Here is a 26,057-nt window from a genome sequence, read left to right on the forward strand (position 1 = left end):
TGTTTTTAAGAAAAAAAATATTTTATGGACTGAAAATCTGGATCATGAAAAATATTTTGAAAAGTCTTTTCCTTCGGGATGAGATTTAGATATGGCTTTTGTTACTTTTGAACATGATCAATATAGCCTTGCAAGGTGCGGAGTTTTTCGCGTACCACGGATTTTATCCCGAAGAACAAAAAATAGGTTGCCGCTTTTTAGTTGATGTAAATGTAGGTTTTGTGCCTCCCGGCGATTTGCTGGAAGACAACCTCAGTAAAACAGTTGATTATGAACGTGTGTATATTATAGCATGTGAAGAGATGAAGCATCCGCGCAAACTGATAGAAACCGTTGGTCAGTCAATTATTGATCGTATCAAAAAGAAGTATCCCTTTGTGGAAAGCATTGAGGTTACTATTAAAAAACTTACGCCGCCATTGAGCGGTAAAGTAGCCCATTCGGCTGTTATTATAAATTATAAGAAATCCTGATCATGGAATTCAATAAAATATCGGCTCAAATATTAGAAGCAATTATTGCGGCTGTTGGTGCAGATAATGTTTTAACCAGCCATGAAAGCCTTGAAAAATACAGCCATGACGAAACCGAGGACCTGGTTTATTACCCCGAAGTTGTAGCGCGCCCCCGAACGCCTGAAGAGGTTTCGGCATTATTAAAGATTTGCAATGAAAACCTGATCCCTGTAACGCCGCGGGGCGCCGGTACAGGTTTAAGTGGTGGCGCCTTACCTGTTAAGGGGGGCTTGCTGATAGCCATGGAGCGCTTCAATAAAATACTTGAAATAGATGAGCAAAACCTGCAGGCCACTGTGGAGCCCGGCGTTGTAACAGAAGAGTTTATGAACGAGGTTACAGCAAAAGGCTTGCTATACCCCGTTGATCCGGCCAGTAAAGGTAGCTGCTTTATTGGCGGCAATGTATCGCACGGTTCGGGCGGTCCTCGGGTTGTTAAATATGGCACCATCCGGGAGTATGTGCTGAACCTGCAGGTGGTTTTAACTTCGGGCGAGATCATCTGGACAGGGGCCAATACATTGAAATATGCATCGGGCTATAACCTGACCCAGTTAATGATAGGCTCGGAAGGGACGCTGGGTATTGTTACCAAAATAGTAGTGAAGCTTATTCCTGCGCCTACACTGGATGCCTTGCTGCTGGCATCGTTTCCAACCAATGAGGCCGCTTGCGGGGCGGTTTCGGCCATATTCAGGGCCGGGATCATTCCGTCTGCACTGGAGTTTATGGAGCGGAGAGGGGTAGAGTGGGTAAAAGAACATGACGATATTGCCTTTGACCTGCGGGATGGTATTGAAGCTTTTCTGCTGATAGAGGTAGACGGTACAAATCAGGATGTGATTTTTACCGATTGCGAAAAGATAAATGCCGTACTTGAAGAATTTGATTGCCGCGACGTGCTGTTTGCCGATTCGGCAGCCCAAAAAGAAGAGCTTTGGCGTTTAAGGCGCACCATGGCGGTATCGGTAAAATCAAACTCGGTATATAAAGAGGAAGATACCGTTGTACCACGCGCTGCTTTGCCTCAGCTAATTAAAGGAATTAAAGAAACCGGCGCTAAATATGGCTTTGAATCAGTGTGTTATGGCCATGCCGGTGATGGAAACCTGCATGTAAATATCATTAAAGCCAATATGAGCGACGATGATTGGAATGACAAACTAAAATTCGGCATCCAGGAAATATTTGAATTAACCGTATCTCTTGGGGGCACTTTATCAGGCGAGCATGGCATCGGCCTGGTGCAAAAAGAATTTATGCCGATAAAATTTTCAGATGTGCATTTTGCATTGTGGAAAGGCATAAAACAGGTGTTTGATCCTAAAGGGATTTTGAATCCGGGGAAGATATTTTAGATTTTCGATGTGCGAATGTGCAGATTTCAAATGTGCAAATTGAAGGTTATAATTTTGAATACTTAGATTATTTTCATTTATAATATCGTCAATTCATCTGCACATCTGAAATTTGCACATCTGCACATCTATTATTCATCTGCACATCTACAAAATCAATTCGTATTCAAAATCAGCCTTGGCTCATCATAATTAATCATCCTATGCCTTTCGGGCGATGGGATAGGTACGGATTTATTTGCCGAATAATCATAGCTGATGCAAACCGTTTTACCTGTTGTTACAACTTCTTCGCCATGTGGGGTTATCCTCACCAATACATGCATCATATCAAAACTGCTGTTGCCAATGCGGATGGTACGTACATAGCAGGCAATATTGTCCTGAACGGTTATGGGTTTCAGGTAATTGATCTCTGAGCGGCCCAGGATAATGCCTGTGTTGCTCCAATCCCAGTTAATGATTTCTTTCCAGTAGCCAATCCGGGCTATTTCAAAATAAGTAAGATATACAGCGTTGTTTACGTGTCCGAATGAATCGATATCCGAAAAACGGATAGGAATAGCGGTTTTATATTTGTAATCGGTAAGTTTTTCAGTCATTTTCGGTCATTTTGTCGGCCTAAAACATTTATTAATGACTTTTTGTCTTGCGTTTCGGGCTTTTTTGCCGTTGGTACAGCAGTTGATCAATAGGTTACGAAGTTAACAAAAAACAAAACTTTAGGAGGATATAAAAATGACATTAGTAAAATTTAACAACGGCCTTAAAAATACTTCAGCTAACCCATTCTTTAGCGATGTGTTTGATTCATTGATCAATGATTCTTTTTTAAGCGATAAATTAATTGCCCGTGTTCCTGCGGTTAATATTGCAGAAACCGAAAATGAATTTCATGTTGAACTGGCCGTACCAGGTTTAAAGAAAGAAGATTTCAAGATCAATCTTGACAAAAACGTACTAAGCGTATCTGCCGAGAAGAAAGCCGAAAATGTTGAGGAAGGTAAAAAATTCAGCAAACGTGAATATAGTTACAACTCATTTGTAAGGTCATTCACATTACCTGAAAGTGCCGATCAATCAAAAATTGATGCCGATTATGCTGATGGTATTTTGAAACTTACTATAGCAAAAAAAGAAGAAGCTAAATTTCAATCAAGAGAAATAGCTGTAAAATAATTAAAGACTGTTTTCATAAAGTAGTTAGTTTGGTTTGAAGGCCGCCCTGTTATAGGGCGGTCTTTTTTTATGCATTTAACCAAGCTATGGTTGTAAAATAAATCTGTTTGCATTTTAATTAATACTAAAAATATTAGTATTTTTGATTTGATATGAATGTGGACAGGATAACAGAAAAGCTCAATATTTTGGCCGATGCGGCTAAATACGATGTATCATGCGCATCGAGCGGCAGCGATAGAAAAAATAAGAACAAAGGTTTGGGGAATGCCAGTAATGGTATCTGCCATAGCTATACGGAAGATGGGCGATGTGTTTCGCTGTTGAAGATCCTGCTTACCAATCATTGCATTTTTGATTGCGCCTATTGTGTATCGCGCAAAAATAATGACATTAAGCGGGCAGCCTTTACGGTGCAGGAAGTGGTTGATCTTACCATTAACTTTTATCGCCGCAATTATATCGAGGGTTTGTTTTTGAGCTCCGGTATTTTTAAGAACGCCGACTATACTATGGAGCGCCTGGTGCGCGTAGCTAAAAAGCTGCGTACTGAACATAATTTTAACGGCTACATTCACCTGAAGTCTATTCCAGGGGCAAGTGAAGATCTGATGCGGAAAGCTGGTTTGTATGCAGACAGGCTAAGTGTGAATTTAGAAATGCCCACCGAAGCCGGGCTAAAGCTGCTGGCGCCGGATAAAAACCGGCAGGACATGATCGACCCAATGCATTTTCTAAATAAAGAGATCATCCAAAATATAGAAGAGAAAAAGCTTTTTAAAAACGCGCCCATATTTGCACCTGCCGGGCAAAGTACACAGGTAATTGTTGGCGCCACACCCGAGAGTGATCAGCAGGTACTGCAATCGGCTAATTATTTTTATAAAAATTTCAATTTAAAGCGGGTATACTATTCGGGTTATGTGCCTGTGCTGGCCGATCAGCGTCTGCCTGCCTTGAATACCGCGGTGCCGCTGGTGCGAGAGAACCGCCTTTACCAGGCCGACTGGCTCATGCGGTTTTACGGTTTTCATGTAAACGAGATTGTCAATAACCAAAACCCGCTGCTTGATCTTGACATTGATCCAAAACTAAGCTGGGCTATCAGGAACATGCAGGCATTTCCGATCGATATTAATAAAGCCGACTTGCAATTGATTCTCCGTGTGCCGGGTATCGGTTTATTATCGGCACAAAAAATAGTGGCCGCACGCAAATTCGCCAAGCTGGGCTGGGAGCAGCTTAAAAAAATAGGAGTAGCTGTTAGCCGGGCGCGGTACTTTATTACCTGCAAAAGCAATGAATTTGAACGACGCGATTTAACAGGGCAAAACATCAAGCAATTTATTATGGCCCAATCGCAAAGCAAATACATTAAAAATACACAAACCCAACTTAACCTGTTTTGACAATGAATACACTGGTTTACGATGGAACGTTTGAAGGGCTGCTTACTGCTGTGTTTGAGATTTACGAGCGTAAATTGTACCCTGTAAAGTTATTAAAAGGGGAGTGGCGTAACAGCGCCTTGTTTGAAGAGGTAATTCCCATTGTTACCGACGAAGCACGGGCCAACCGGGTGCTAAGGGGATTGCGTAAAAAGCTATCAGCAGCCGGGGTGCAGCGTCTTTACATTAGCCATATGGCCGAAATAGCAGGCGAAGATTGCAATGTACTTGGTTTCATTCGCCATGTTTTTGAAAGCGACCAAAACATTGAGGAAGATTACGGCAATAAATATGTGATGCGCCTGTCGGAGATTTTAAAAATGGTGCGGCGCGAAAAGCACAGGATGGAGGCCTTTGTTCGTTTTCAAAAATTGAACGACGGCACTTTTTATGCAGCTATTGAGCCTGATTTTAACGTGTTACCCTTATTGATCAAACATTTTAAGAGCCGGTACGCCGATCAGAAATGGATGATCTATGATATTAAAAGAGGATATGGTTTGTATTATGATCTCCATGATACGCAATTCATTGAAATGGATTTTACCGAATTAAATAATCCGGTTAATGTGATTGCCGCATACAGCGAAGATGAAGACATTTATCAAAATCTCTGGAAAAACTATTTTACCAGCGTAAACATCGCTTCGCGTAAAAATACCAGGCTCCATGTACGTCATATTCCCAAGCGATACTGGCGGCATTTAACAGAGAAAATTTAATGTTTTTGTGATTTTGCGCATTTTTTACCAGCAAATAAGAGTTGGTTTTTATACTGCTTGTGGATAAAGTATAATGTTAATAAAGCGGATTGTAATTCAGTGAATTAGTGTTATTTATACTTGAACTGGTTTAAATTCCGCTGTTAATAAGTGTCGAATTGCTGTTAATAACCTGTTAATAAAAACAATCAAAAAAATTTGCCAAATCATCATAATGTCCCGATATTGAAATCATCAAGAACGACGTACTTTGACAGCCTTTCAGGAATACAGAAATTGAATCGGGTGAACCTTCGGGGGAACTAAAGATCAAAGGAAGTCCCTGAGCCATGTGAAAAAATGAAAAATACGAAAGTCTTTGGAAAAAAGATCGTGGTTAAAGGAGGTGCCGGAATTAAGAAGAAGAACTCCACGGAGGGAAACAACAGAAACCGGTGGCATTGAAAATAGTCGACCGCTCGTGAGGGCAACAGACAACGATCATGTCGGTCAGAGATACACAAAACTTGATGCTGTCAGGCAACTACGGTTAAGAGGCAGTTTGGAAACGGGAGTTCAAATCGAAAGAGATGACTCCCGTTTTCGCTTTTACAGGTTTTTTGTTTGAGAGGAAATTTTTCTTCAAACCTTAAAATCGTTATTTTAGGCGGATATGAAGGACGGTCAGCGAAACCAGAAGAAAAAAATATTTGTTTTAGATACCTCCGTGATCCTGTACGATCATAATGCATTTCAAAATTTCCAGGAGCATGATGTAGCCATACCTATCCAGGTATTGGAGGAGCTTGATAATAAAAAGAATGGTAATGATACCCGCAACTTTGAGGCCCGGAGCTTTATCAGGCTCATGGATGAATTATCGCACAATGGGCTGATCAACGAATGGATCCCGCTTAATGGTAAAACCAAGGGGAGCTTTAAAGTTGCCATGGATGCAAAAACTACAGGCCTGGATGCCGAACAGGTTTTTGGATCAGATAAAACAGACCACCGCATTCTGAACGCGGCCCTTGGTTTACAGGAAGAAAACCCCGGCAAAAAAGTCGTCCTGGTATCAAAAGATATCTGCCTTCGCCTCAAAGCCAAAGCTCTTAACCTGCACGCCGAGGATTATGAAACAGGTAAGATCAAAAACCTGGACGAGCTTTATACCGGTAAAACGGATGTAGATAAGGTTACAGAAAAGCTCATTACCACACTTAATAAAAACGAAAACGTACCGGCCGAAAACTTAAAGATCGCCTCATATACCAACAATCACTTTTATGTACTAAAGGGTAAAAAGAGCGATACAGTAGGTTTTTACAATTCGCAAAGTAAACAGCTTGAAAAAGTTACCGAACAACCTGTGCTTAATATCTTTCCCCGTAATATAGAACAGTCATTTGCTATTCATGCCTTATTGCACCCCGATATTAAGCTGGTAACTATACAGGGCAATGCAGGTACGGGTAAAACATTATTAGCCCTTGCCAGCGCCCTTGAACAGCGTAAATACTACCGGCAGATTTTTGTTACCCGCCCCATAGTGCCTTTAAGTAACAAAGACATTGGCTTTTTACCCGGAGATATCAAATCAAAGATTGATCCATACATGGCCCCGATATGGGATAACCTAAAATTTATTAAAGATCAGTTTGGCGATGACGAAAAAATGCAGGCCAAAATTGATGAACTGGTTAATAACGATAAAATCTCGATAGCGCCGCTGGCCTTTATCCGCGGGCGTACGCTCAGCAAAATCTTTTTTATTGTTGATGAAGCGCAAAACCTTACCCCGCACGAAGTGAAAACTATTATATCCCGTGCAGGTGAAAACAGCAAGTTTGTGTTTACCGGTGATATTTACCAGATAGATACCCCATACCTCGATGCTGAAAGTAACGGACTGTCATACTTGATAGATAAAGCCAAAGGGCACCCGCTTTACGCACACATCACCCTGCAAAAAGGGGAGAGGAGCGAGCTGGCTAATTTGGCTACGGAGTTGTTGTAAGGCTTATTAACCACGTCATTGCTGGTACAGCCTGTCCCGAACTTGTTTCGGGAAAGCAATCCCCGATTGGCAGATAGTTTACTTCTTATCTACCCATGATAAGTTGTAGAATCCAGACTTACGAAGTTTTAAAAACTTCGTAAGTCTTCAACCGCACTTTTGTCATGCTGAGGCACGAAGCATCTTCTTCGCTCTGTATAGCGGCTTTGCCTATCGAAGAAGATCTTTCGCTATCGCTCGGGATAACAAAGTCTTATAGCATTGATGTCATTGTACCTTCATAGTCCGTCGGATTATAAAGCTCAGTATAACATCCGTTTTTCTTTCCGCTGACGGTTAACTTTTTAAAACTTCCTAAGCCTTTCCTGTGTATCTTTAGGAAATAAACTCCTATGTGCTTATGAAAATATCAAAATACCTGCATTCGTGCCTGCTTTTTGAATTGGATGGTTATCAATTATTATTTGATCCGGGGAAGTTTTCTTTTGCCGAGGGTTTGGTTACACCGCATATGTTTAGCGATGTAAAAAGTATTGTAATTACACATATCCACCCCGATCATTTCGATATCGATATTTTAAAAAGCATTGTTGAGTTAAGCGGAGCGGCGGTTATTACAAATTCGCAGGTGGGGAAGGAGTTGGATAAGATCAATTTTAAATATATACTTCTTGAAGAGGGTACCCACCGCGCAGGGCCGTTTAAACTGCAGGCCTTCCCGGTTAAACATGAACTGATCATGGATAACCCGCTGCCGCAGATGACCGGCTTCCTGATCAATAATAAAGTGCTTCACCCTGTTGATTCGATGGAAGATAAACTATTGAATTTTAAAGGGATCGAATTACTGCTCATGGTTACCATGGCGCCATTTGCAAATGAGCCAACAATTTCGGCCTTTGCTGATGAACTGCGCCCTAAACAGATCTTCCCGGTACATGATGGTTACGCTAAGGATTTTTTTATCGCTCAGCGCTATGCCGCTTACACAAAGCATTTCGATAAACAAGGCATCAAGTTTCATGAAATTTATAAAGTAGGGGACGGGATTAGTATTTAAATTTTTGTAGAGACGCATCACATGCGTCTATCAAGTTGTAAAGCCAAAGGGAGAGGCATTTGATGCGTCTCTACAGTGAAATTATCCCCTGTAAAAAAAGAAACCCCCGCCGAGAGGCGGGGGTTCTTTGCGGGCTCAGCCTCCTGCTAAGCCGACCCGCGTTAACCTTATCACACTGCTAAGGTGAGGATTAATAATGAAGAAAACATGAACATTAATTGCTGTTAATTTTTCATCTTAGCGCAATTCATAATTTTACCTGATGCAGAAACCCGACAGCCTAATTTTTGATATGGATGGCACCCTTTGGGATGCCGTTGACACTTATGCCGAATCATGGAACCTGATATTTCAAAAGCTTGATATCCAACGAACTATTAAACGGGACGAGCTACTGCACGTGATAGGTATGGATGGCAAAAAACTTACCCGTGTTTTGCTGCCAGAATTTGATGAAGAAAAAGGAATGGAAATCTATAATGCCGTAAACCAGGTAAGGCGGGAAATATTACCCACAAGTGGCGGTATTATGTACAAAGGTGTTACAGAAGGGTTGAAACAATTGGCTGCTAAATACAAGCTGTTTGTATTAAGTAATTGTGCTGTGGGTATTATTCCATTATTTTTAACGTGGGCAGGTATCAATGAAGTTATTACCGATAGTATGGCTTACGGTACTAACCAGATGCCTAAAAACCATAATATGCATTTGCTCATGAATAAACACAATTTGCAAAGCCCTGTTTACGTAGGTGATACCAACGGCGATGCAGAACAAACACGCCTTGCCGGAATTCCCTTTGTGTTTGTTAGCTACGGTTTTGGAAATACTGATGATTACGATAATAAGTTTGACGATTTTGAATCGCTTACCCAATATTATTTGAGTTTGTAAGTTTAGTTTACATGAAAAGCGTATCACTGCTTCTTTTATTTATTACCATCCTTTGTGGCCCGGCATTTGGCCAGCATGCTACCGTCGAGTCGGAACAGTGGCTCACTGAAGATCTTGGCTACCTTTATTTTAATGGCGGTAAAGCTTATTTTAATTTCGATGGGTATAAGAAACACGAAAACAAATACAAAATAGAGCATGATACGCTTAAAATAATCGATGCTTACACTACCAGCGCCGATAATTTCAAACAGCAGCATATTGATGTTTCTAAATTTATCATCAATTATTTCGACGGCAAAAAGTTAACTATCAAGGCTATTAATGAAAATGCTATAAAATTAGCAGGGCGGCCTCCTTTGCAGTTTAAAAATTATAAAGCCAGTTTTGATAACGGTATTAAATTTTCAAAGCTCCGTTTCCTGTCCTCAACCTGTTATAGTGGCTGTCCGCAATTACTCATCAACATTTGGGCCGATGGCACCTATCGGTTAAAAGGGGGCGAATATGCAGATCCTTATAAAGGAGATTATGCAGGGAAGCTTACCAGGCAGCAGCTTGACAGCCTGAACTATTGGCTGAAACGTAGCGAATTGAAAAAAATGTACGATTGGAAACAGGCGAGCCAGGTTACAGATGCACCTAATTACTACCTGGATATTGATTTTGAAAATAATAAAGATAAACTTACACTAACCAGCAATGATCCGCCTTTCAACCTAACCGGTTTAGTGAATTTTTTAGTGGAATCATTCAAAAAAGTAAACCTTACAAAAATTAAAGAGGGGGAAAAACAGGCAAACTAAAATAAAACGTAGAACCTTCGCCTTCTGCACTTTCAACGCCTATTTTGCCTTTATGGCATTGAATGATCTCGCCGGCCAGGTAAAGACCAATACCAAAGCCTGATACGGTCATTGTTTTATCACTATCTACCCTGTAAAAGCGCTGGAACAACCGCTTCTGATCTTTAGGCTTAATACCCACTCCCAAATCAGTTACCGAAACAGTGGGGCCGCAATCAGTTGTTTTGCTTGTTATAGTAATCGTACTGCCGCGCGGGGAATATTTAATAGCGTTGCTTAAAAAATTGCTTATTACCTGTCCTATCTTATCCCTGTCGGCATCAACCTCTAATATGCCATGAGGTTCAAACTCTATATTATGAGTGTTTGATGCCTGAATGAATTCTGTTATCGTATCGCTTATTAACTCATTAATATCAAATTGGTCCCGTTTAAGTTGCAGCTTGCCCGATTCCAGTTTAGACAGGTCGAGAAAGCTGTGGATCAGATCGGTCATTTTATTAACCTGAAAATTGGCTTTACTTAGTGCATTTATTACAAAATTATCCTCAGTGTTAACCAGCTTTTTGGCTAAGATCTGGATATAAGATTTGATTGATGTAAGCGGAGTTTTAAGCTCATGGCTGGCCATGGCTATAAAATCATTCTTCCTGATCTCATCGCTTTTACTTTCTGTAATATCAAGTACAGTTCCCAAAATGCGTGTGTTGGTTTTTTCTTCGTCTGATATTTGCTTGCCCCTGGTGCTTATCCAGTGTAAAGATCCGTCGGGCCATATAATCCGCACTTCGTAATGGTAAACACCGGTTTTGTATGCTTCGTTAAAGGCATTTATCACTATTTCTTTATCGTCCGGATGCACCATATTAAATACATCGGTAGAGGTTAAAACAGCATCTGCCGGGTACCCGAACAGTTCAACAAGCTGCGGGGAGCAATAGTTTTTTTCATCTTTCAGGTCCCAGTCAAAAGTGGCAAAGCCGGTAGCTTCGGCAGCAAGGCGCAGGCGGTTTTCGCTTTCGGTAGCAGCCTGCCGGGCTTTTACTTCAGCTGTGATATCAACCACTGTGTTCAGGATATAGGCTACCTTATTGCCACATGAAAACGGAATATTACTGCATGACCAAAAATGAACTTCGTAAGCTTTGGTATCGGCATTATAAACATCACACTGGTAGCAGGGAACATCAACCTTAAGGCCAGTTTCGGCAACTTTAGTAAACACATGACGGGCCGTTGTTAAATCATCCGGATCACTGGCATCATCCGGAAAAACCTCGAAGAAACCTTTACCTAAAATATCTTCACGAATGGATGAAGTGATTTTAAGATAGTCGTCACTTGCGGCCATAATGGTAAACCTGGGGGCATCAGCCCCAACCAATAACGAGCCAGGTGATTTTTCAAATATGATCTTGAAAATTTCATCGGGTAATGCATGCTGTTGTTCCCGTGTCATTAGCAGTATTGTGATGTTAGCCGGTAAGTAAATTTAGTTTAAAATACTATTCCTTTTTATTAAAAGTTTTGATATTTTTTAATTGAAACGAAAGCCTCGCTCTTATAACAACACTTTTGCACCTCACAAAATATTTGCTTAGCTGTTAAGTTTTTGTAGCTTAGTTTGCAAATAAAATCTCTGATGAAAACAAAAACAAAGCTTATTATCACCCTTATACTACTGCTAATTATAGTTGGCTTTTTTTACTACCGCTATTATTTTGTTTTTGGCGAGGGGACCAAGGCCGGCACCATGAATTATTTTGTGAAGAAGGGCTATGTTTTTAAAACTTACGAGGGCCGGTTAATTCAAAGCGGTATCCGCAGCCAGGTAACCGGAGGCACAATTAGCTCAAATGAATTTATGTTTTCAGTAACAGATGAAAAGGTGGCTAAGCAACTGAGCAGTAATGCCGGTTCGTTTTTAGAACTTCATTATAAAGAATATCTGCACGCGTTGCCATGGAGAGGGGTAAGCGTATTTGTGGTTGATAGCGTGGTTTCGGCCAAACCGCTTGCGCCGGGGATGTAACAGAATATATTAAACTACAACCTGCTTAAGCGTTAACCAGGTTGTAGTTTAATTCGCCGTTTAGTTTGGTAATTTTTACCATGCCGCGGGCAAACAGGTATTCAAGTACTTCGGCCGTATTTTTTTCGTGGGTAAATGTATTTACCGATGGTTCGTATTCCCTCAATTTCAGGGCAATATCGGCCACTGTTGCCTGCTTCAATTGCGAAAGCGTGTAAATTACTTTATCCTGTGTACACGCTACTTCAGCGTATTGATCAGGTACACGGCATGCCGAAAAAAATGATTGATTTGAGTTGTTCATTTGTTTTATACTGCAAAATTAATCAGGCATTAACCGTATCCCTTAAGGATTTAACGGTGTCATGCGCTTTCTTTAAACTTTCCAAATGGTTATTAAGCAAGGATACTACCTGCTCATCTTCCCATATTAATTCCTTGTCATCAAGCGCGGCACGGTAAGCTTTTTTGGCTATATCCTCGCCGTATTCGCAATCTGCAAGTATTCCGTGCCTGTCTTTATTCATAAAAACCGCCTTTACATCCATCCAGGTATGGTAAAACTTGCCCGAAAGGGTAGTGCCATCTGCAGGATCGCCACCTAATACGTGAATGTATTCGCGTATTTCACTAACGTAACTTTTGCTTTGATCTATATACTCATTAAAAAGTAATTTCAAACCATTTTCGTCGGTAGCTTCGCTGGCTTTCTGATAACCGGCTATCCTGTCGTTATTTATTTTAATCAGATCATTCAATGCTGAGATCTGGTGCTGAACGTGCTGTAAAACTCCCATGGCTGTTGTTGTTTTGTTATAATAAATAACATAGCTTATGGGTTAATGTTTTTACATTTTAATTAGATGTACATTTATGAGATAATGGATCATAACTATTTGGATGATCAGATCAATTCTAAAAATATCTCCAGACAACGGGAAGAGTCGGCGGCCGGGTGAGACGGCCGCCGTCAGGGCTCAACCCGAAGAGGGGTAAAATTTATTTAGTTGATGTGTTGAGCTTGTTATTATGCAACCCCCTGTTTTTGGGTAAACCGTACTATTTTTTTCAATAGTTCATCCATTTCAAAAGGCTTAGCCAAAAAATCGTCGGCACCAGCTGCAATGGCAGAGTCGCGTACGTCGCGGCTTGCCGATATCATGATAACAGGAATGTCCCTGGTTAATTCATCTTCTTTCAGTTTTCTGCAGATATCGCGCCCATCTTCGCCGCTCATCCAGATATCCAGCAGCAGCAGGTCGGGGAGATCTTCTTTCATTTCAAGCACGGTAGTGCCGTCAACGGTTGATATTACCTCGTAGCCTTCAAATTCAAGCAGCATTTCCACGGCGTCAACAATACCGGGATCATCATCTGCAATCATGATTTTTTTGTTCTTTGTGTCCATCGTAGGCGTAAGGGCTTGGTTAAACCCTCTGAAATTATTTATGATAAACTAACCTAACATGTAAATGATTTGACAAAAAATTAACTGTCAGTATCATCTACAGGTAAAGCAAAGCAAAAAGTAGACCCTTTGCCTTCAACGCTGTTTACCCACATTCTGCCGCCTTCGCGCTTAATAATTTCTGAAGAGATGTACAATCCCAACCCCAAACCGGGGAAAGTATGCTGCTTATTCCCACTTACCCGGTAAAATTGCTCAAACACCCGGTCCTTCTTGTCTTCGGGTATGCCGATACCAAAATCCTGCACACAAACAATTGCTTCATTGTTTTCGCGGCGGGTATTGATGATGATGGTATCGGTATGTGGCGAATACTTGATAGCATTGGTAATGAGGTTGGTAATAACCTGGCTTATCCGGTCTTTATCAGAATAAATCCTGCCTGTTTGGGAAAAATTTTGGATGAGTTTGTGTTTTTGAGTGGTATGCTGCAGGTCTTCTGTAGTTTCCTGCACTGCTTCGTTAAAATCGAACCAGGTTTTATTGAACTGTAACCTGCCTGAGTTGATTTTGGTTACATCAAGCAAATCGCCAATAAGATTAGTAAGGCGGTTAACCTGGGCATCCATCCTAAGTACCATTTCTGCCTTTTTATGTTCGCCTTCTTTGGTAAGCATAGCGCCAAGTACCTGGGCATATGCTTTTATACTGGTAACCGGGGTTTTTAACTCGTGACTGGCAATACCTAAAAAATCATCTTTTTGGCGCTGAAGTTGTTTCTGCTCGTCAATATCTGTATTGGTGCCAAACCATTTAATGATCTGCCCGTCAATGATAAAAGGTAAAGCCCTGGCCAGGTGCCATTTATAATTTTCGTCTTTATCTTTTAATCTGAATTCATATTGGTAAACGTTTCCGGTGCTTAATGCATTATTCCATGCTTCAATACAGCCATCCCTGTCATCGGGATGAATGCCATTGAGCCAGTTGGGCCCGGCTATTTCATTTGCTGGAATGCCAAAATAATCTACTGCACGTTGGTTTACATAGTCTAACTCACCGTCGGTGCGTGCAGTCCAAAGCTGTACCGGCATAAAATCGGTAACAAACTCAAATTGCCTGATCTGGTCATTTAGCTCCCTGTTGCGTAATTTTACTTCACGTTCGGCAAGGGTTTTATCGGTAACATCCATGCAGGCACCCACGTAACCGGCAAATTCTCCCTGTGCATTATATTGTGGGTTTCCTGTAGCTATACACCACCTTATTTCACCGTCTGCGCGCAATATCCTGAAGTCGACCTCATAAAAGCGATGTGCGCTTAAATCGGATAAAAACGTTTTGGTTGCGCGGGCGCGGTCTTCCTCTAAAATAGCATTTGTCCACCCGTCACCCATATTATCCTCATAACTAATGCCTGTCCAATCAATCCAGGTTTGATTTACATAAATTATGTTCGACGCGTTATCGGCCATCCACAATGCCGTTGGCGAAGCATTGGTAATATTTTTAAGTAATTGTTCGCTATCAGTAAGGGCTTTTTTTGCAGCAATTTCACGACGCATGTCCCGGGCTATCGAAGCGCGACCCTGCGACTCACCTGTTACAGAATCATATACCAGCATAGTAGTACCATATACAGGTATGGCTTCGCCAGTTTGAAAATGACGGTAAAGTATCTCACCGCTCCATTTGCCATGCTTCATTAAAATTGCGTTTACCTTATCTTTCAGCTTAATAAGCTCATCGGGCATAATATACTCGCTGTTATGCCTGCGGTGCTCATCAATGCCTGTGATACCAAGCATTTTGCGGCCTGCAGTATTTACATAGGTAACATTACCGTCCAGATCTGAGAGGCTTACAAAATCGGAACTATGGTTTATGAGTGATAATAATTTATACTGCTCGTTCCTTGCTGCTTTTTCCGGGCGCAGGTCACGGGTTACAGAGGCCATACCAATTGGCAGGCCATTTAATGGATCATCAATTCTGAAACAGCTAACGTAAACCGGAATATTTTCTCCCGTTTTAAAATGCCGGTAATGCATTTCACCTTCCCATTTGCCCTGTTGTTGTACGGCAGGGGTTATCTCGTTATTTACTTTATCTGCTTCGCTGTATTCAAAATATTCAACACCAGGTTTTAAAGCCTCTTTGGTACTCTCAATACCCAACGTGGCATAGGTTGTTTTATTAATATAAGTTACAGCGCCATCCATGCTGCCTACTGCAACCATATCTGCTGTATTATCAATCAGCGCAAGCAGCTTTTGTTGTTCCTGCTTGTCCAATATCTCACGGGTTATATCCTGTACAGTACCGGCAAAACGAACAGGCTCATTGTTATCGTTAAAGTAAGCCTTTCCTTTTAGATGGATCCAGTATTTTAAATGCCCTGCACCGTCAACAGTACGTACAATCACATCATAATTACCGCCGCCAACAGGGTTATATGCCTGGGTTACTGCTGTTCGCAATCGGTCTGCATCTTCCGGATGTAAAAATTTCAGGAGATCGGCATATCTTATCTCATCAGTTTTTTGAAACCCGCAAAGTTCCTTGCACCTGTCGTCCCATATCACAGTTTGTAATTTGGGGTTCAAATCCCATGTACCAAGTTCAGCAGCTTGTAAGGCAAACTGCGTCCGCTCTTCGCTTTCGGTTAATTTCTGGCGTGTTGTAACCAGTTCAGTAACGTCGGCCGCGGTATTCAATACCCCCCAAACCTGTCCCTGATCGTTACATAAGGGTTTAAAAGTAAAGTTGAAGTAAAACTCCTCGAGTTTGTTGTTAACCACAAGATTAACTTTTTGCTCTTTTCCCTCGTAGGCTATACCACTTTTATAAACGGTTAATAATGTTTCGTGAAAACCCTGCTCTTCAAGTTCGGGCAGCAGGTTAAAATAGGTTCGGCCAACAACATCATCGCCCTTGCCCCAAATATCAATAATAGCTTTATTGGCTATCATGATCTCCATTGCTTCGCCCATGTACAACGCTACCGGAGAAGGGGACTCCTTTATCAGAATGCGAAAAATATCTTCGTTTAATTGTTGATGAAGGTAGCCGGGGTTATTCATTTGCACAGATAAAACGTATAAATATAGTCCATAATAATTAAAAGGCGAAAGTGCAAACAGTGACACGCAGCATTTTTGAGTTAAATCACCATAAACAATACAGTTATATGGGGGCTTCAATTAAGTACCAACACAGGATACCGGGTTATAAATGCCTTTTAGGATAACAGGGGACCTGCATAAATGTTTAAGCCTGTTTTTATAGATATTAGTTGTATGTTTTTTTAATGACCTGTACTAAATCAGGATTTATTTATTCGTATTATTAGCTTCGGGAGTTCAGTATTATTTTCAACTTTTTACTGTCAGAAAATCAAATACCCAAAACAATTTAGCCCGTATTACTATTACCATACCAATAAAAACTAAATCCTGTATGCTTGATATTTATAGTGTGCAGGCAGCTTAAAACAGATTGGATTTTATATGACCAAATTGCATAAAAAACAACAGCTTACAGCATTTGAACAATTGCCCAAAACCCCTACGGGCATTACCGGTTTAGATGAAATAACAGGTGGTGGCTTACCTAAGGGAAGGCCGTCATTAATATGCGGCGAAGCCGGCTGCGGTAAAACTTTAATGTCGCTTGAATTTATAGTGAGGGGTGCCACCGAGTTTAATGAGCCTGGTGTATTCATGGCTTTCGAAGAAAAAGCAGATGAACTGGCCGCGAACGTTGCATCGCTTGGCTTCGATTTACGTAAACTTCAGGATGATAAAAAATTGAGGCTCGACCATGTGCATATTGACCGGAGCGAGATTGAGGAAACGGGGGAGTATGATTTAGAGGGCTTGTTTATCCGTTTAGGCTATGCCATTGATAGTATAGGGGCTAAAAGGGTGGTTTTGGATACACTGGAAAATCTTTTTTCCGGCTTATCAAACCAGGTTATACTGCGTGCCGAATTACGGAGGCTTTTTAGTTTCTTAAAAGATAAGGGAGTAACTGCCGTTATAACCGGTGAGAAGGGAGAAGGCCCTTCATTAACGCGGCAGGGCCTTGAAGAGTATGTTTCGGATTGTGTAATATTGCTTGACCACAGGGTTATCAACCAGATTTCAACCCGTCGTTTGCGCGTGGTAAAATACCGAGGCTCACAGCACGGTACCAATGAGTATCCTTTTTTAATTGACGAAGATGGTATTTCTGTATTGCCGGTTACTTCTTTAAAGCTTGAAAAGGAAGTATCCTCAAAACGAATTTCATCGGGTATCCCATCGCTTGATAGTATGTTTGGCGGAAAAGGCTTTTTCCAGGGTAGCAGCATCCTGGTTTCAGGAACCGCCGGTACAGGTAAAACAAGCATTGCGGCCAGCTTTGCCAATGAAATTTGCCGTAATAAAAAAAAGTGCCTTTATTTCGCTTTCGAAGAGTCACCAAAACAGATCCTGCGTAACATGAGATCAATTAATATCGATCTGCAAAAGCATGTTGATAGTGGCTTGCTTGAATTTCATGCTTCACGCCCTACGCTTTACGGGCTTGAAATGCACCTTGTGGCTATTTATAAGATTATTAAAAGATTTCAACCTTCAGCTGTAATTCTTGACCCTATAACCAACCTTATTACTGTGGGCTCAGTGAGTGAAGTAAAATCAATGCTGATCAGGCTGATTGATTTTTTACAGGAGGAGCAAATTACAGTTATGTTCACCGCGCTTAGTTTAAATACGATTGTTAGCGAACAAACCGATGAAGGCGTGTCTTCATTAGTTGATGCCTGGCTGCTTGTAAGGGATATTGAATCGAACGGGGAACGCAACCGTGGCTTGTATATTATGAAATCGAGGGGGATGAGCCACTCAAACCAGGTGCGGGAGTTTACCATAACCGACCGGGGTTTGAACTTAGTTGATGTTTACCTGGGCCCTGAAGGGGTACTTACCGGCTCGGCACGTGAAGCACAAAAATTAAAGGAAAAAACTGGTGTTGCACTCAGGGACTTTGCAGTATCCCGTAAGGACAAGGAAATTTTGCGCAGGCGCATGATGCTTGAATCGAAGATTGCAAGCTTGCAGGCCGAATTTGAATCGGCAGAGGAGGAACTCAATAAGATGTACCTTGAGGATGAGTTAAAACAGGAGATCATTGAAAACAACCGGCAGGAGATAACTAAGATCCGCCGGGGAGATATAGATGATCTTAAAAGTAAATCAAAAAATAAAAAGTAATGGAACTGGAAGAAGAAGCTATAAAATATGAGTTAAGGTTATATGTAGCTGGCAAAACAGCAAAATCTGTTGCCGCACTTTCAAACCTTAAAAGATATTGTGAAGAACATTTAAAAGGTCAGTATGTTATAGAAGTGATTGACTTACTGCAGCAGCCGCAACTGGCTGAGGGTGATCAGATCTTTGCTGTTCCCACGCTGGTAAGGAAAGTACCTGAACCTATTCGCAAAATAATAGGCGATTTAAGTAACGAGGAAAAAGTTTTAGTTGGATTAAATATCAGGCCTGTAAAAAATATATAATGACGGAGCAAAACCAATTGCCTTTAAATGCCGATGATAATTTAAGTGAGGGGGAAAGCCAGGTTTTTCGATTGCGTTTATTTGTGATTGGGGCATCGCCTAATTCCATCAGGGCCATAACTAACTTAAAAACTATTTGCGACCAATATATTGAACATAATTACGAGCTGGAGATAATTGATGTTTACCAGCAACCACTTATAGCCGAAGCTGAACAGATTGTAGCATTACCGCTGCTTATCAAAAAGTCTCCGGGTATTGAACGAAAACTGATAGGAGATATGTCAAATACAGCCAAAGTTTTGAAAGGGCTTGGTATATATTCAGAAAGTTAATTATGGAGTCATTTAAATATACATATGAGCAGTTGCAGGCCGAAAACGATGAACTTCGTTTTAGGTTGGAAGAGGCCAATGATACCATTGATGCTATTCGCAGCGGCCAGGTTGATGCACTTGTTGTTAAGGGCGATGAAGGGCACCAGCTTTATACCCTGAAAACGGCCGACCAAACCTATCGTGTATTTATTGAAAAAATGAACGAAGGTGCGGTCACCCTGAACCGGGAAGGCATTATCCTGTATAGTAATTCGCGCTTCGCGGCAATGGTTAATGAGCCGCTCGAAAAAGTGATCGGTATTTATTTTGATGCTTTTATCGCGGAAGTTTCGGTAGCAAAATATAGGGAAATAATAAGGGATGGCTGGAACAATGACTGTAAAGGTGAGATTTTATTATCGGGCCAGGAGGGTATGTTAGCCCCCTGTTTATTATCATGCACTACGCTCGACCTTGATGAGGGGACGGCATTAAGTTTGATCTTAACCGACCTGACTGCTCAAAAAGAAACCGAATGGGAACTAAAAATTAAAAATGACCAGCTGGAAGAAGCCCAGAATATTGCCGAACGGCTGAATAACGATCTTGAGGATACCGTAAGGGAGCGCACCAGCGACCTGCTGATTAGCCGGGAGCATTTTAAATTGCTGGCCAACAACATCCCTCAAATGACATGGACAAACCTGCCCGGGGGCGAAGTTAATTTTTATAACCAGCGCTGGTTTGATTATACAGGCAGGCGCTATGGTGAAACAGCAGGCTGGGGATGGCAACAAATTGTGCACCCGGATGACCTGCAAAAAACAATGGACGCTTACCTCGCATCTCTGGAAAGCGGGACCGTTTTTGAACTGGAAAACAGGTACCGCCGTTGGGATAATACCTACCACTGGCACCTTAACCGTGCCGTGCCGTTAAGAGATGATACAGGAGAGATCCTTTTTTGGGTAGGTACTGCTACCGATATTGAGGAACAGAAAAAACAATTGGATTTAAAGGATGAATTTATTGGTGTTGCCAGTCATGAGCTTAAAACGCCTTTAACCAGCCTGAAGGGCTACCTGCAGCTTATTTCTGTTTATAAACGTGAAGAAGTGCCCCCGACCGTAAAACAATATATTGAAAAGGCCGGCATTGCTTTAAATAAGCTTCAGCGTTTGGTTAACGATTTGCTTGATGTGAGCAAGATCCATGCAGGCAGACTTGAATACTCCATGGCCGAAGTAAACCTTCGTGAATTGATAAGCCAGACCTTAGAAAGTGCTGTTCACCTTTACCCTGAATTTGATTTTATCAATAAATCAGAAAATGAGTTTTTTATAGAGGGAAATGCCGGGCGCCTGGAACAGGTACTTGTAAATTTCATTAACAACTCCGTAAAATATTCTACCGATGATAAAAGGATCATTATTAAAACCGAGAGAAGAGACGGAAAAGCGCGTGTATCGGTAACAGACTTTGGTATAGGGTTATCTGCCGGGCAAATCGATCATATTTTTGAACGGTTTTACCGGGTTGAGGATAAAAAATTCATGGCCAGCGGCCTTGGTATGGGACTTTACATCTCGGCCGAAATCATTAGCAACCATAAAGGGAATATCGGAGTTGAAAGTGAGCTTGATAAGGGTGCCACCTTTTATTTTGAGCTGCCCCTGCTTGAAAAGTAAGAGCCGGTTTATTTCGGCTCAAAATTGCAGTTAACATAAATACTTCTGATATTGCCTGCAAAAACCTAATATATGTCTGCCGAAAACGGAAATATATCCATAGTAAATGAGCCTGGTGGAGTAACAACTATCAGCTTTTATCATCCGGCACAAAATTCATTGCCCTCAGGTCTTTTAAAACAACTTGCCGATGCTATTCTTAATGCAGGTAATGATCTTCAAACAAATGTAGTTGTTTTAAAAAGCGGGGGAGACCGTACTTTTTGTGCAGGCGCAAGCTTTGATGAGCTATTAAAAATTAAGGATAAGGAAGCCGGTGCGTTATTTTTTGAAGGTTTTTCAAATGTGATCAGTGCCTGCCGAAAATGCCCTAAAATAGTTATTGCAAGGGTGCAGGGTAAAGCAGTTGGTGGTGGTGTTGGCCTTGCTGCAGCTGCTGATTATTGTTTGGCCAGCGAAGCGGCATCAATAAAATTAAGTGAGCTCACCATAGGTATTGGCCCATTTGTGATAGCACCGGCGGTGATCCGTAAAATGGGATTATCTGCATTTTCTCAACTTACCATCAAGGCTACTGATTTTCAAACTGCACAATGGACAAAACAAAATGGTTTGTATAACGAGGTTTATGAAGATCTTCCATCTCTTGATGCAGCTGTATCCGAACTTGCCCAAAGGCTGGCTTCCTATAATCCGGAAGCGCTTAGCTCTTTAAAACACATACTTTGGGAAGGTACTGCTGATTGGGATGATTTGCTCAAGCAACGGGCTGCCATAAGCGGTGAGTTGGTGTTATCGGCATTTACACAGCAGGCTTTACATTCTTTTTTTAAGGATAAAGCCAGGTAACAATAGTAGCATGGTGAGTAATGTTGACCGGTTTTTCATATAATTTCACTGATGTTTCCCATTTTAAATAGATTAGTTGTAATTTAACATTGCATACCTAAATCGGTTTTGTTAACCAATTAGATAGTCGTTTTGCACAGCATTATTGCTTATTAATTATTTAAATGAACTATCCGCAGAAAAACAAGATTGTTGTTATTATAAGCCTGCTTATCATGCTTGTTTTTAGTTGGCTATTAACAGGCTGGCTGCTAAACACAATAGCATATATAGTGATAGCCGGTATAGCCCTGATGCTGCTTAACTACATTGAAAAAAAGAGGGTTAAAAGTGAAAATAAGATTATTGATCTTAATAATGCCCTTACCGAAAGGATGCATCATCATGCTTCTGAGCTTATCAATACTGTTGTTAAGCTTGAAGTTAGCGAAGAAAAATATCGTTCATTGATTGAACATGCCTCTGATGCCATATATGTAATTGATTTTGAAGGATGTTTCACCGAAGTGAATGCCAGCATGTGCAGGATGACCGGTTACAACCGTGAAGAATTGCTGCAGCTTAAGATTGAACAAGTTATTGATCCCGAAAATTTAAAAGCCGAACCGGTACTGCTTGGTCCGGATGATTTGCATACGGCGGTAATGAAAGAACGTCGTTTTATAAAGAAAAACGGGCAGGTATTTGATGTGGAGATCAATGTAAAAAGATTTACTAAAGATAGTGTGCTGGTTATAGCACGGGATATTACCAATCGTAAAGTTATGCAGGCCGGGCTTAGGGAAGCGGAGCTTAAATTCCGCACGCTGGCCGAAAAATCAATGGTAGGGGTTTATATTGTTCAAAAGGGAACGTTTATATATGTTAACCCGAGGTTTGCGCAGGTTTTTGGTTATGAGCCCAATGAACTGATCGGTGTTTCATCGGTTGATGTAATTATTAGTGAACAGTTTAAAGCCATCACTCTTGAACATGTTAGGGCAAGACTTTCCGGTGAGATAGAAAGTGTAAATTATGAGGTTATGGGTGTCCGTAAGGACGGTTCAAATAATTGGGTCGAGTTTTACGGTACAAGAACACAGATTGATGATGAGCCAACTATCATCGGTTCAATGATAGATATAACCGAGCGAAAAAAGATTGAAGAAGAGCTTCGGTTATCTGAACAAAAATATAAGCTTCTGTTTGACAGCAATCCATTACCCATGTGGATGATAGCCAAAAGCGACCTGTCAATCATTGCCGTAAACCATGCAGCTACCAAACACTATGGCTATACTGCCGAAGAATTCCTGAGCTTAACCATCAAAGATATAAGGCCGCCTGAAGAATGGGATGAAATGTATAAGAGTTACGCCGAGCAAGCACCTGTGTGGGGCAATACTATAACCACTCGCCACCGCAAAAAAGATGGCTCGATAATCAACGTACAGATTTTTGGACAGGATATCATATATGGGGGCCGTTTAGTGCGGCTTTCAATAGCCATTGATATTACCGAAAAACTCCGGTCGGAAGAGTTGCTTCAAAAATCAGAAGCTAACCTGCAATCCATTTTAAACACAACTGATACTTCTTATGCCCTGTTTGATAAAGAACTTAATGTTTTGGCATTCAATCATAAAACGGAGGAGTTTGTAAGGCACCAGTTTGATCATGACCCACAAAAAGGAGATAAGCTTGCCGAATTACTTTCAAGTGAAAGGTTTTCACAATTTGTTGAATTTACCGAACAGGTTTTAAATGGTCAAAATGTAAGTTATGAGGTGGATTACCTACAGGCTGATGGTTCAAAATCCTGGTTTTATGTTCGCCTGTTCCCGATAAAGGATAACCAGGAAAACATATTAGGGTTGATGATGGCACTTTATGATGTAACCGAAAGGAAGAATACTGAAAACAACCTGAAAGTTGCTTATGAGCGGATCCACAATCACATCAACCGGATAAAAAATATGGCCTGGAAACAATCGCACTATATACGCAGCCCGGTAGCCAATTTGAAAGGCCTTGCAGAATTATTAAAGGATAACCCCACGGATGCCGAAACGCTTGATTACATGATGGCTGAATTGGAACGTCTTGATACCGTAATTGTTGAAATGGCGAGCGATGCTGCCAGTCATGATTAAATAAAAAGCCCCCGGCTGGCGGAGGCTTTTTTATTGTAAGTATTTGATTTTACCAGTGCCTGTAGTAAGGATGAACCCGGTAGTACCTGTGATAATAAGCAGGTGCATAGTATCCTGATGCGTAATAATGAGGATGGCCATAATAAGCCTCGCGGCCATAGTAAACAGGCCTTCCATAATATCCTCTTGTGTAAACCACCCTATGATAAGGACGGCCAAAATGTGCATTTACACTGATAGTTTGAGCTTTTGCAAATTGGAATGAAAACACCATTACCAAAGCTATTATTGAAAATCGGATCAATTTCATGGTTGTAAATTTTATTTGATACCTAAATTGTAATACATAAATATGACTACCAATGGATGGGTTGGTTTAATTAAAATTTTATATTTTTAGGCATGTATTATATTGTCTTTTTTGCGATAGTTGTCCTTATCATAGTCGGGGGGCTTTATATTAAGTCGTATTATGATAAATTACGCTGGGCAAAAAAGAGACTGGTGAAAATTAAGGGTAAATGGGGCAAACCTGTTAATGCCCGCCGCAACTTTGATCTGATCAGGATCTATTTAGATTCGACAGATGGCAAAAATAAGCTTTCGGCCCAAACAGCTGATGATCTGGATCTGATCAGCGTTTTCAATTATCTCGACAGAACAAACAGCAAACCAGGTAAACAATACCTCTTCAATCTATTGCACCATCCCACAACGGATATCGATGCTTTACATGATCTTGACAACAGTGTTGAGGACCTTAACATGGATATACCCGGCCGGGAACTACTGGAGGTTGAACTATCAAAGCTGAATAGTTCTGATGCTTATTTTATAGCCGATCTATTTCTTAAAACATCCGAACCTGTATTTGCGCCGGTAATGAACTTTTACATAAGGGTTTCGCCGTTTCTGATCCTCGCTGCTTTAGTATCACTCGTCGTTGTTCCTAATATCTTTAGCTTTATCTTTTTAGCTTTATTGTTTGCTTACAATATTGTTATTCACTTCACCAGCCGTAAAGCCATCTCAGCCTATACCAAATCCTTACCTCAAGTGCTGGTTATGTATAAGGTTGCAGTGGCGTTGGTAAAAAGCGGGAAATTTGGCGTGGCGACTGAAATAAAGCAACACCTGACAAATCTAACCGGGTTAAAACGAGCGCTTAAGTTTGTAAATATCGAAAGCAGTTTCGTGAACAGTACCACAGATATTAGTTATGCAGCTTTTCAGCTGTTTAAATTGCTTTTTGTAATTGAGCCTAATACATACACTTCATCATTGAAACAGATTGCTAAATACCGCGATGATATTAAAGAGGTGTATAAATTTATTGGCCTGGCCGATACGCTGATAGCTATCCAATCGATCCGTGACGGCATGCCTGTCAACTCGAAGCCGGAATTTACTGGTGCCGATGGTAAAATAGAGGTTACTGAGCTTTTTCACCCGCTTGTAGCTAATTGCGTTGCCAACTCACTTTACACAACTGATGCCGATAGGGGAGCCTTGATCACAGGATCAAACATGTCGGGTAAAACTACATTTATTAAAGCGCTGGCTTTAAATACGTTATTGTCGCAAACTATATTTACAAGTTGTTCAAAAACTTATAAAGCTCCCTTACTGAAAATACAAACCAGTATTAAAACAAGCGACAATATTGACGAACATAAGAGTTATTTCCAGGCCCAGGCCTCGGCAATTTTAAATATCATCGATAACAGTTCTCAAACGGAAGAAATAAAAAGCCTGGTGATCATTGATGAAATTTTCAGGGGCACTAATACCATTGAACGTATCGCGGCAGCAAAATCGGTACTTTCATACATCACCGCTAAACAGAATTTTGTATTTGTATCAACCCATGATCTCGAACTGGCCGAACTGCTGGACGAGGACTTTGTTGTATACTCCTTTTCCGAATCAAAAGATGGGCGGGTACTTGTGTTCGACTATCTCCTGAAACAAGGACTGCTAAAAAGCACCAACGGCATAGCCATACTCAAATCAATGGGATATCCCGAACCGGTTATTGATGAAGCCAATATTATAAGCGAGCGGATGATGAATAAGTATTTGGTGTAAGCCC

At 41.0% G+C, this 26,057-nt stretch carries 24 protein-coding genes; 17 read left to right on the forward strand and 7 right to left on the reverse strand.

The features are described 5' to 3' along the window. The first annotated feature begins 113 nt into the window (after nucleotides 1–113). Together folB and ACFFGT_RS26905 are read left to right on the forward strand one after the other, a co-directional pair. Nucleotides 114–473 carry a dihydroneopterin aldolase gene (gene folB, locus ACFFGT_RS26900; RefSeq protein ID WP_377025602.1) on the forward strand — a complete coding sequence of 120 codons (360 nt, stop codon included), beginning with the start codon at nucleotides 114–116 and terminating at the stop codon, nucleotides 471–473. A 2-nt stretch (nucleotides 474–475) separates the two neighbouring features. Further along, nucleotides 476–1,873 (forward strand): FAD-binding oxidoreductase, encoded by a 1,398-nt coding sequence (locus ACFFGT_RS26905; RefSeq protein WP_377025603.1) that lies wholly within the window; start codon nucleotides 476–478, stop codon nucleotides 1,871–1,873. A gap of 155 nt (nucleotides 1,874–2,028) precedes the next feature. Here ACFFGT_RS26905 and ACFFGT_RS26910 read toward each other — a convergent pair whose 3' ends face one another. Then, nucleotides 2,029–2,475: an acyl-CoA thioesterase gene (locus ACFFGT_RS26910; protein WP_377025604.1), complete on the reverse strand. Its 447-nt coding sequence runs from the start codon at nucleotides 2,473–2,475 to the stop codon at nucleotides 2,029–2,031. A gap of 136 nt (nucleotides 2,476–2,611) precedes the next feature. On the opposite strand from ACFFGT_RS26910, the gene ACFFGT_RS26915 reads away from it, so the two are divergent. From ACFFGT_RS26915 to ACFFGT_RS26945, 7 genes are all read left to right on the forward strand, one after another. Continuing rightward, complete coding sequence (locus ACFFGT_RS26915; RefSeq protein WP_377025605.1) at nucleotides 2,612–3,052, forward strand: Hsp20/alpha crystallin family protein; 441 nt, start codon at nucleotides 2,612–2,614, stop codon at nucleotides 3,050–3,052. A gap of 152 nt (nucleotides 3,053–3,204) precedes the next feature. Beyond that, on the forward strand, nucleotides 3,205–4,461 hold the full coding sequence (locus tag ACFFGT_RS26920) for a putative DNA modification/repair radical SAM protein (protein WP_377025606.1): 1,257 nt from the start codon (nucleotides 3,205–3,207) through the stop codon (nucleotides 4,459–4,461). Between the two features lie 2 nt (nucleotides 4,462–4,463). Then, the gene (locus tag ACFFGT_RS26925; protein WP_377025607.1) at nucleotides 4,464–5,222 is read left to right on the forward strand and encodes a TIGR03915 family putative DNA repair protein; all 759 of its coding nucleotides are present in this window, start codon (nucleotides 4,464–4,466) and stop codon (nucleotides 5,220–5,222) included. Between the two features lie 652 nt (nucleotides 5,223–5,874). Further along, entirely contained in the window at nucleotides 5,875–7,218 is a 1,344-nt protein-coding gene (locus ACFFGT_RS26930; RefSeq protein WP_377025608.1) for a PhoH family protein, read from the forward strand. Nucleotides 7,219–7,618: 400 nt separating this feature from the next. Beyond that, on the forward strand, nucleotides 7,619–8,278 hold the full coding sequence (locus ACFFGT_RS26935; protein WP_377025609.1) for an MBL fold metallo-hydrolase: 660 nt from the start codon (nucleotides 7,619–7,621) through the stop codon (nucleotides 8,276–8,278). A 262-nt stretch (nucleotides 8,279–8,540) separates the two neighbouring features. Next, nucleotides 8,541–9,173 (forward strand): HAD family hydrolase, encoded by a 633-nt coding sequence (locus tag ACFFGT_RS26940; RefSeq protein ID WP_377025610.1) that lies wholly within the window; start codon nucleotides 8,541–8,543, stop codon nucleotides 9,171–9,173. A gap of 11 nt (nucleotides 9,174–9,184) precedes the next feature. Further along, entirely contained in the window at nucleotides 9,185–9,979 is a 795-nt protein-coding gene (locus ACFFGT_RS26945) for a DUF6438 domain-containing protein (RefSeq protein WP_377025611.1), read from the forward strand. On the opposite strand, the gene ACFFGT_RS26950 is transcribed toward ACFFGT_RS26945, so the two are convergent. Continuing rightward, nucleotides 9,951–11,438: an ATP-binding protein gene (locus tag ACFFGT_RS26950; protein ID WP_377025612.1), complete on the reverse strand. Its 1,488-nt coding sequence runs from the start codon at nucleotides 11,436–11,438 to the stop codon at nucleotides 9,951–9,953. The genes ACFFGT_RS26945 and ACFFGT_RS26950 overlap by 29 nt on opposite strands. Nucleotides 11,439–11,621: 183 nt before the next feature. Here ACFFGT_RS26950 and ACFFGT_RS26955 point away from each other — a divergent pair, with 183 nt between their 5' ends. After that, complete coding sequence (locus ACFFGT_RS26955) at nucleotides 11,622–12,011, forward strand: hypothetical protein (protein ID WP_377025613.1); 390 nt, start codon at nucleotides 11,622–11,624, stop codon at nucleotides 12,009–12,011. A 25-nt stretch (nucleotides 12,012–12,036) separates the two neighbouring features. On the opposite strand, the gene ACFFGT_RS26960 is transcribed toward ACFFGT_RS26955, so the two are convergent. The 4 genes from ACFFGT_RS26960 to ACFFGT_RS26975 form a co-directional block, all read right to left on the reverse strand. Next, nucleotides 12,037–12,315 carry a hypothetical protein gene (locus ACFFGT_RS26960; RefSeq protein ID WP_377025614.1) on the reverse strand — a complete coding sequence of 93 codons (279 nt, stop codon included), beginning with the start codon at nucleotides 12,313–12,315 and terminating at the stop codon, nucleotides 12,037–12,039. A 22-nt stretch (nucleotides 12,316–12,337) separates the two neighbouring features. Further along, entirely contained in the window at nucleotides 12,338–12,808 is a 471-nt protein-coding gene (locus ACFFGT_RS26965; protein ID WP_377025615.1) for a ferritin-like domain-containing protein, read from the reverse strand. Between the two features lie 230 nt (nucleotides 12,809–13,038). Next, nucleotides 13,039–13,419 (reverse strand): response regulator, encoded by a 381-nt coding sequence (locus ACFFGT_RS26970; RefSeq protein ID WP_377025616.1) that lies wholly within the window; start codon nucleotides 13,417–13,419, stop codon nucleotides 13,039–13,041. 80 nt (nucleotides 13,420–13,499) lie between these two features. Beyond that, on the reverse strand, nucleotides 13,500–16,502 hold the full coding sequence (locus ACFFGT_RS26975) for a PAS domain-containing sensor histidine kinase (protein WP_377025617.1): 3,003 nt from the start codon (nucleotides 16,500–16,502) through the stop codon (nucleotides 13,500–13,502). 426 nt (nucleotides 16,503–16,928) lie between these two features. Here ACFFGT_RS26975 and kaiC point away from each other — a divergent pair, with 426 nt between their 5' ends. From kaiC to ACFFGT_RS27005, 6 genes are all read left to right on the forward strand, one after another. Beyond that, a complete protein-coding gene (gene kaiC / locus ACFFGT_RS26980; RefSeq protein ID WP_377025618.1) occupies nucleotides 16,929–18,677 on the forward strand; it encodes a circadian clock protein KaiC in 1,749 nt (582 codons plus the stop codon). After that, nucleotides 18,677–18,979, forward strand: coding sequence for a circadian clock KaiB family protein (locus ACFFGT_RS26985; protein WP_377025619.1), 303 nt, complete (start codon nucleotides 18,677–18,679; stop codon nucleotides 18,977–18,979). The genes kaiC and ACFFGT_RS26985 overlap by 1 nt, the downstream gene beginning before the upstream one ends. Next, a complete protein-coding gene (locus tag ACFFGT_RS26990) occupies nucleotides 18,979–19,314 on the forward strand; it encodes a circadian clock KaiB family protein (RefSeq protein ID WP_377025620.1) in 336 nt (111 codons plus the stop codon). Before ACFFGT_RS26985 ends, ACFFGT_RS26990 begins: the two co-directional genes overlap by 1 nt. A 2-nt stretch (nucleotides 19,315–19,316) precedes the next feature. After that, complete coding sequence (locus ACFFGT_RS26995; protein ID WP_377025621.1) at nucleotides 19,317–20,984, forward strand: PAS domain-containing sensor histidine kinase; 1,668 nt, start codon at nucleotides 19,317–19,319, stop codon at nucleotides 20,982–20,984. A gap of 72 nt (nucleotides 20,985–21,056) precedes the next feature. After that, nucleotides 21,057–21,833, forward strand: a complete 777-nt coding sequence (locus ACFFGT_RS27000) for an enoyl-CoA hydratase/isomerase family protein (protein ID WP_377025622.1) — start codon at nucleotides 21,057–21,059, stop codon at nucleotides 21,831–21,833. Between the two features lie 164 nt (nucleotides 21,834–21,997). Next, complete coding sequence (locus ACFFGT_RS27005) at nucleotides 21,998–23,965, forward strand: PAS domain S-box protein (protein WP_377025623.1); 1,968 nt, start codon at nucleotides 21,998–22,000, stop codon at nucleotides 23,963–23,965. Nucleotides 23,966–24,014: 49 nt separating this feature from the next. On the opposite strand, the gene ACFFGT_RS27010 is transcribed toward ACFFGT_RS27005, so the two are convergent. Then, on the reverse strand, nucleotides 24,015–24,275 hold the full coding sequence (locus ACFFGT_RS27010) for a hypothetical protein (protein ID WP_377025624.1): 261 nt from the start codon (nucleotides 24,273–24,275) through the stop codon (nucleotides 24,015–24,017). Nucleotides 24,276–24,469: 194 nt separating this feature from the next. Here ACFFGT_RS27010 and ACFFGT_RS27015 point away from each other — a divergent pair, with 194 nt between their 5' ends. Beyond that, complete coding sequence (locus ACFFGT_RS27015) at nucleotides 24,470–26,053, forward strand: MutS-related protein (protein WP_377025625.1); 1,584 nt, start codon at nucleotides 24,470–24,472, stop codon at nucleotides 26,051–26,053. The last annotated feature ends 4 nt before the right edge of the window (nucleotides 26,054–26,057 follow it).

Source organism: Mucilaginibacter angelicae, assembly GCF_042434235.1.
Lineage (GTDB): Bacteria > Bacteroidota > Bacteroidia > Sphingobacteriales > Sphingobacteriaceae > Mucilaginibacter > Mucilaginibacter angelicae.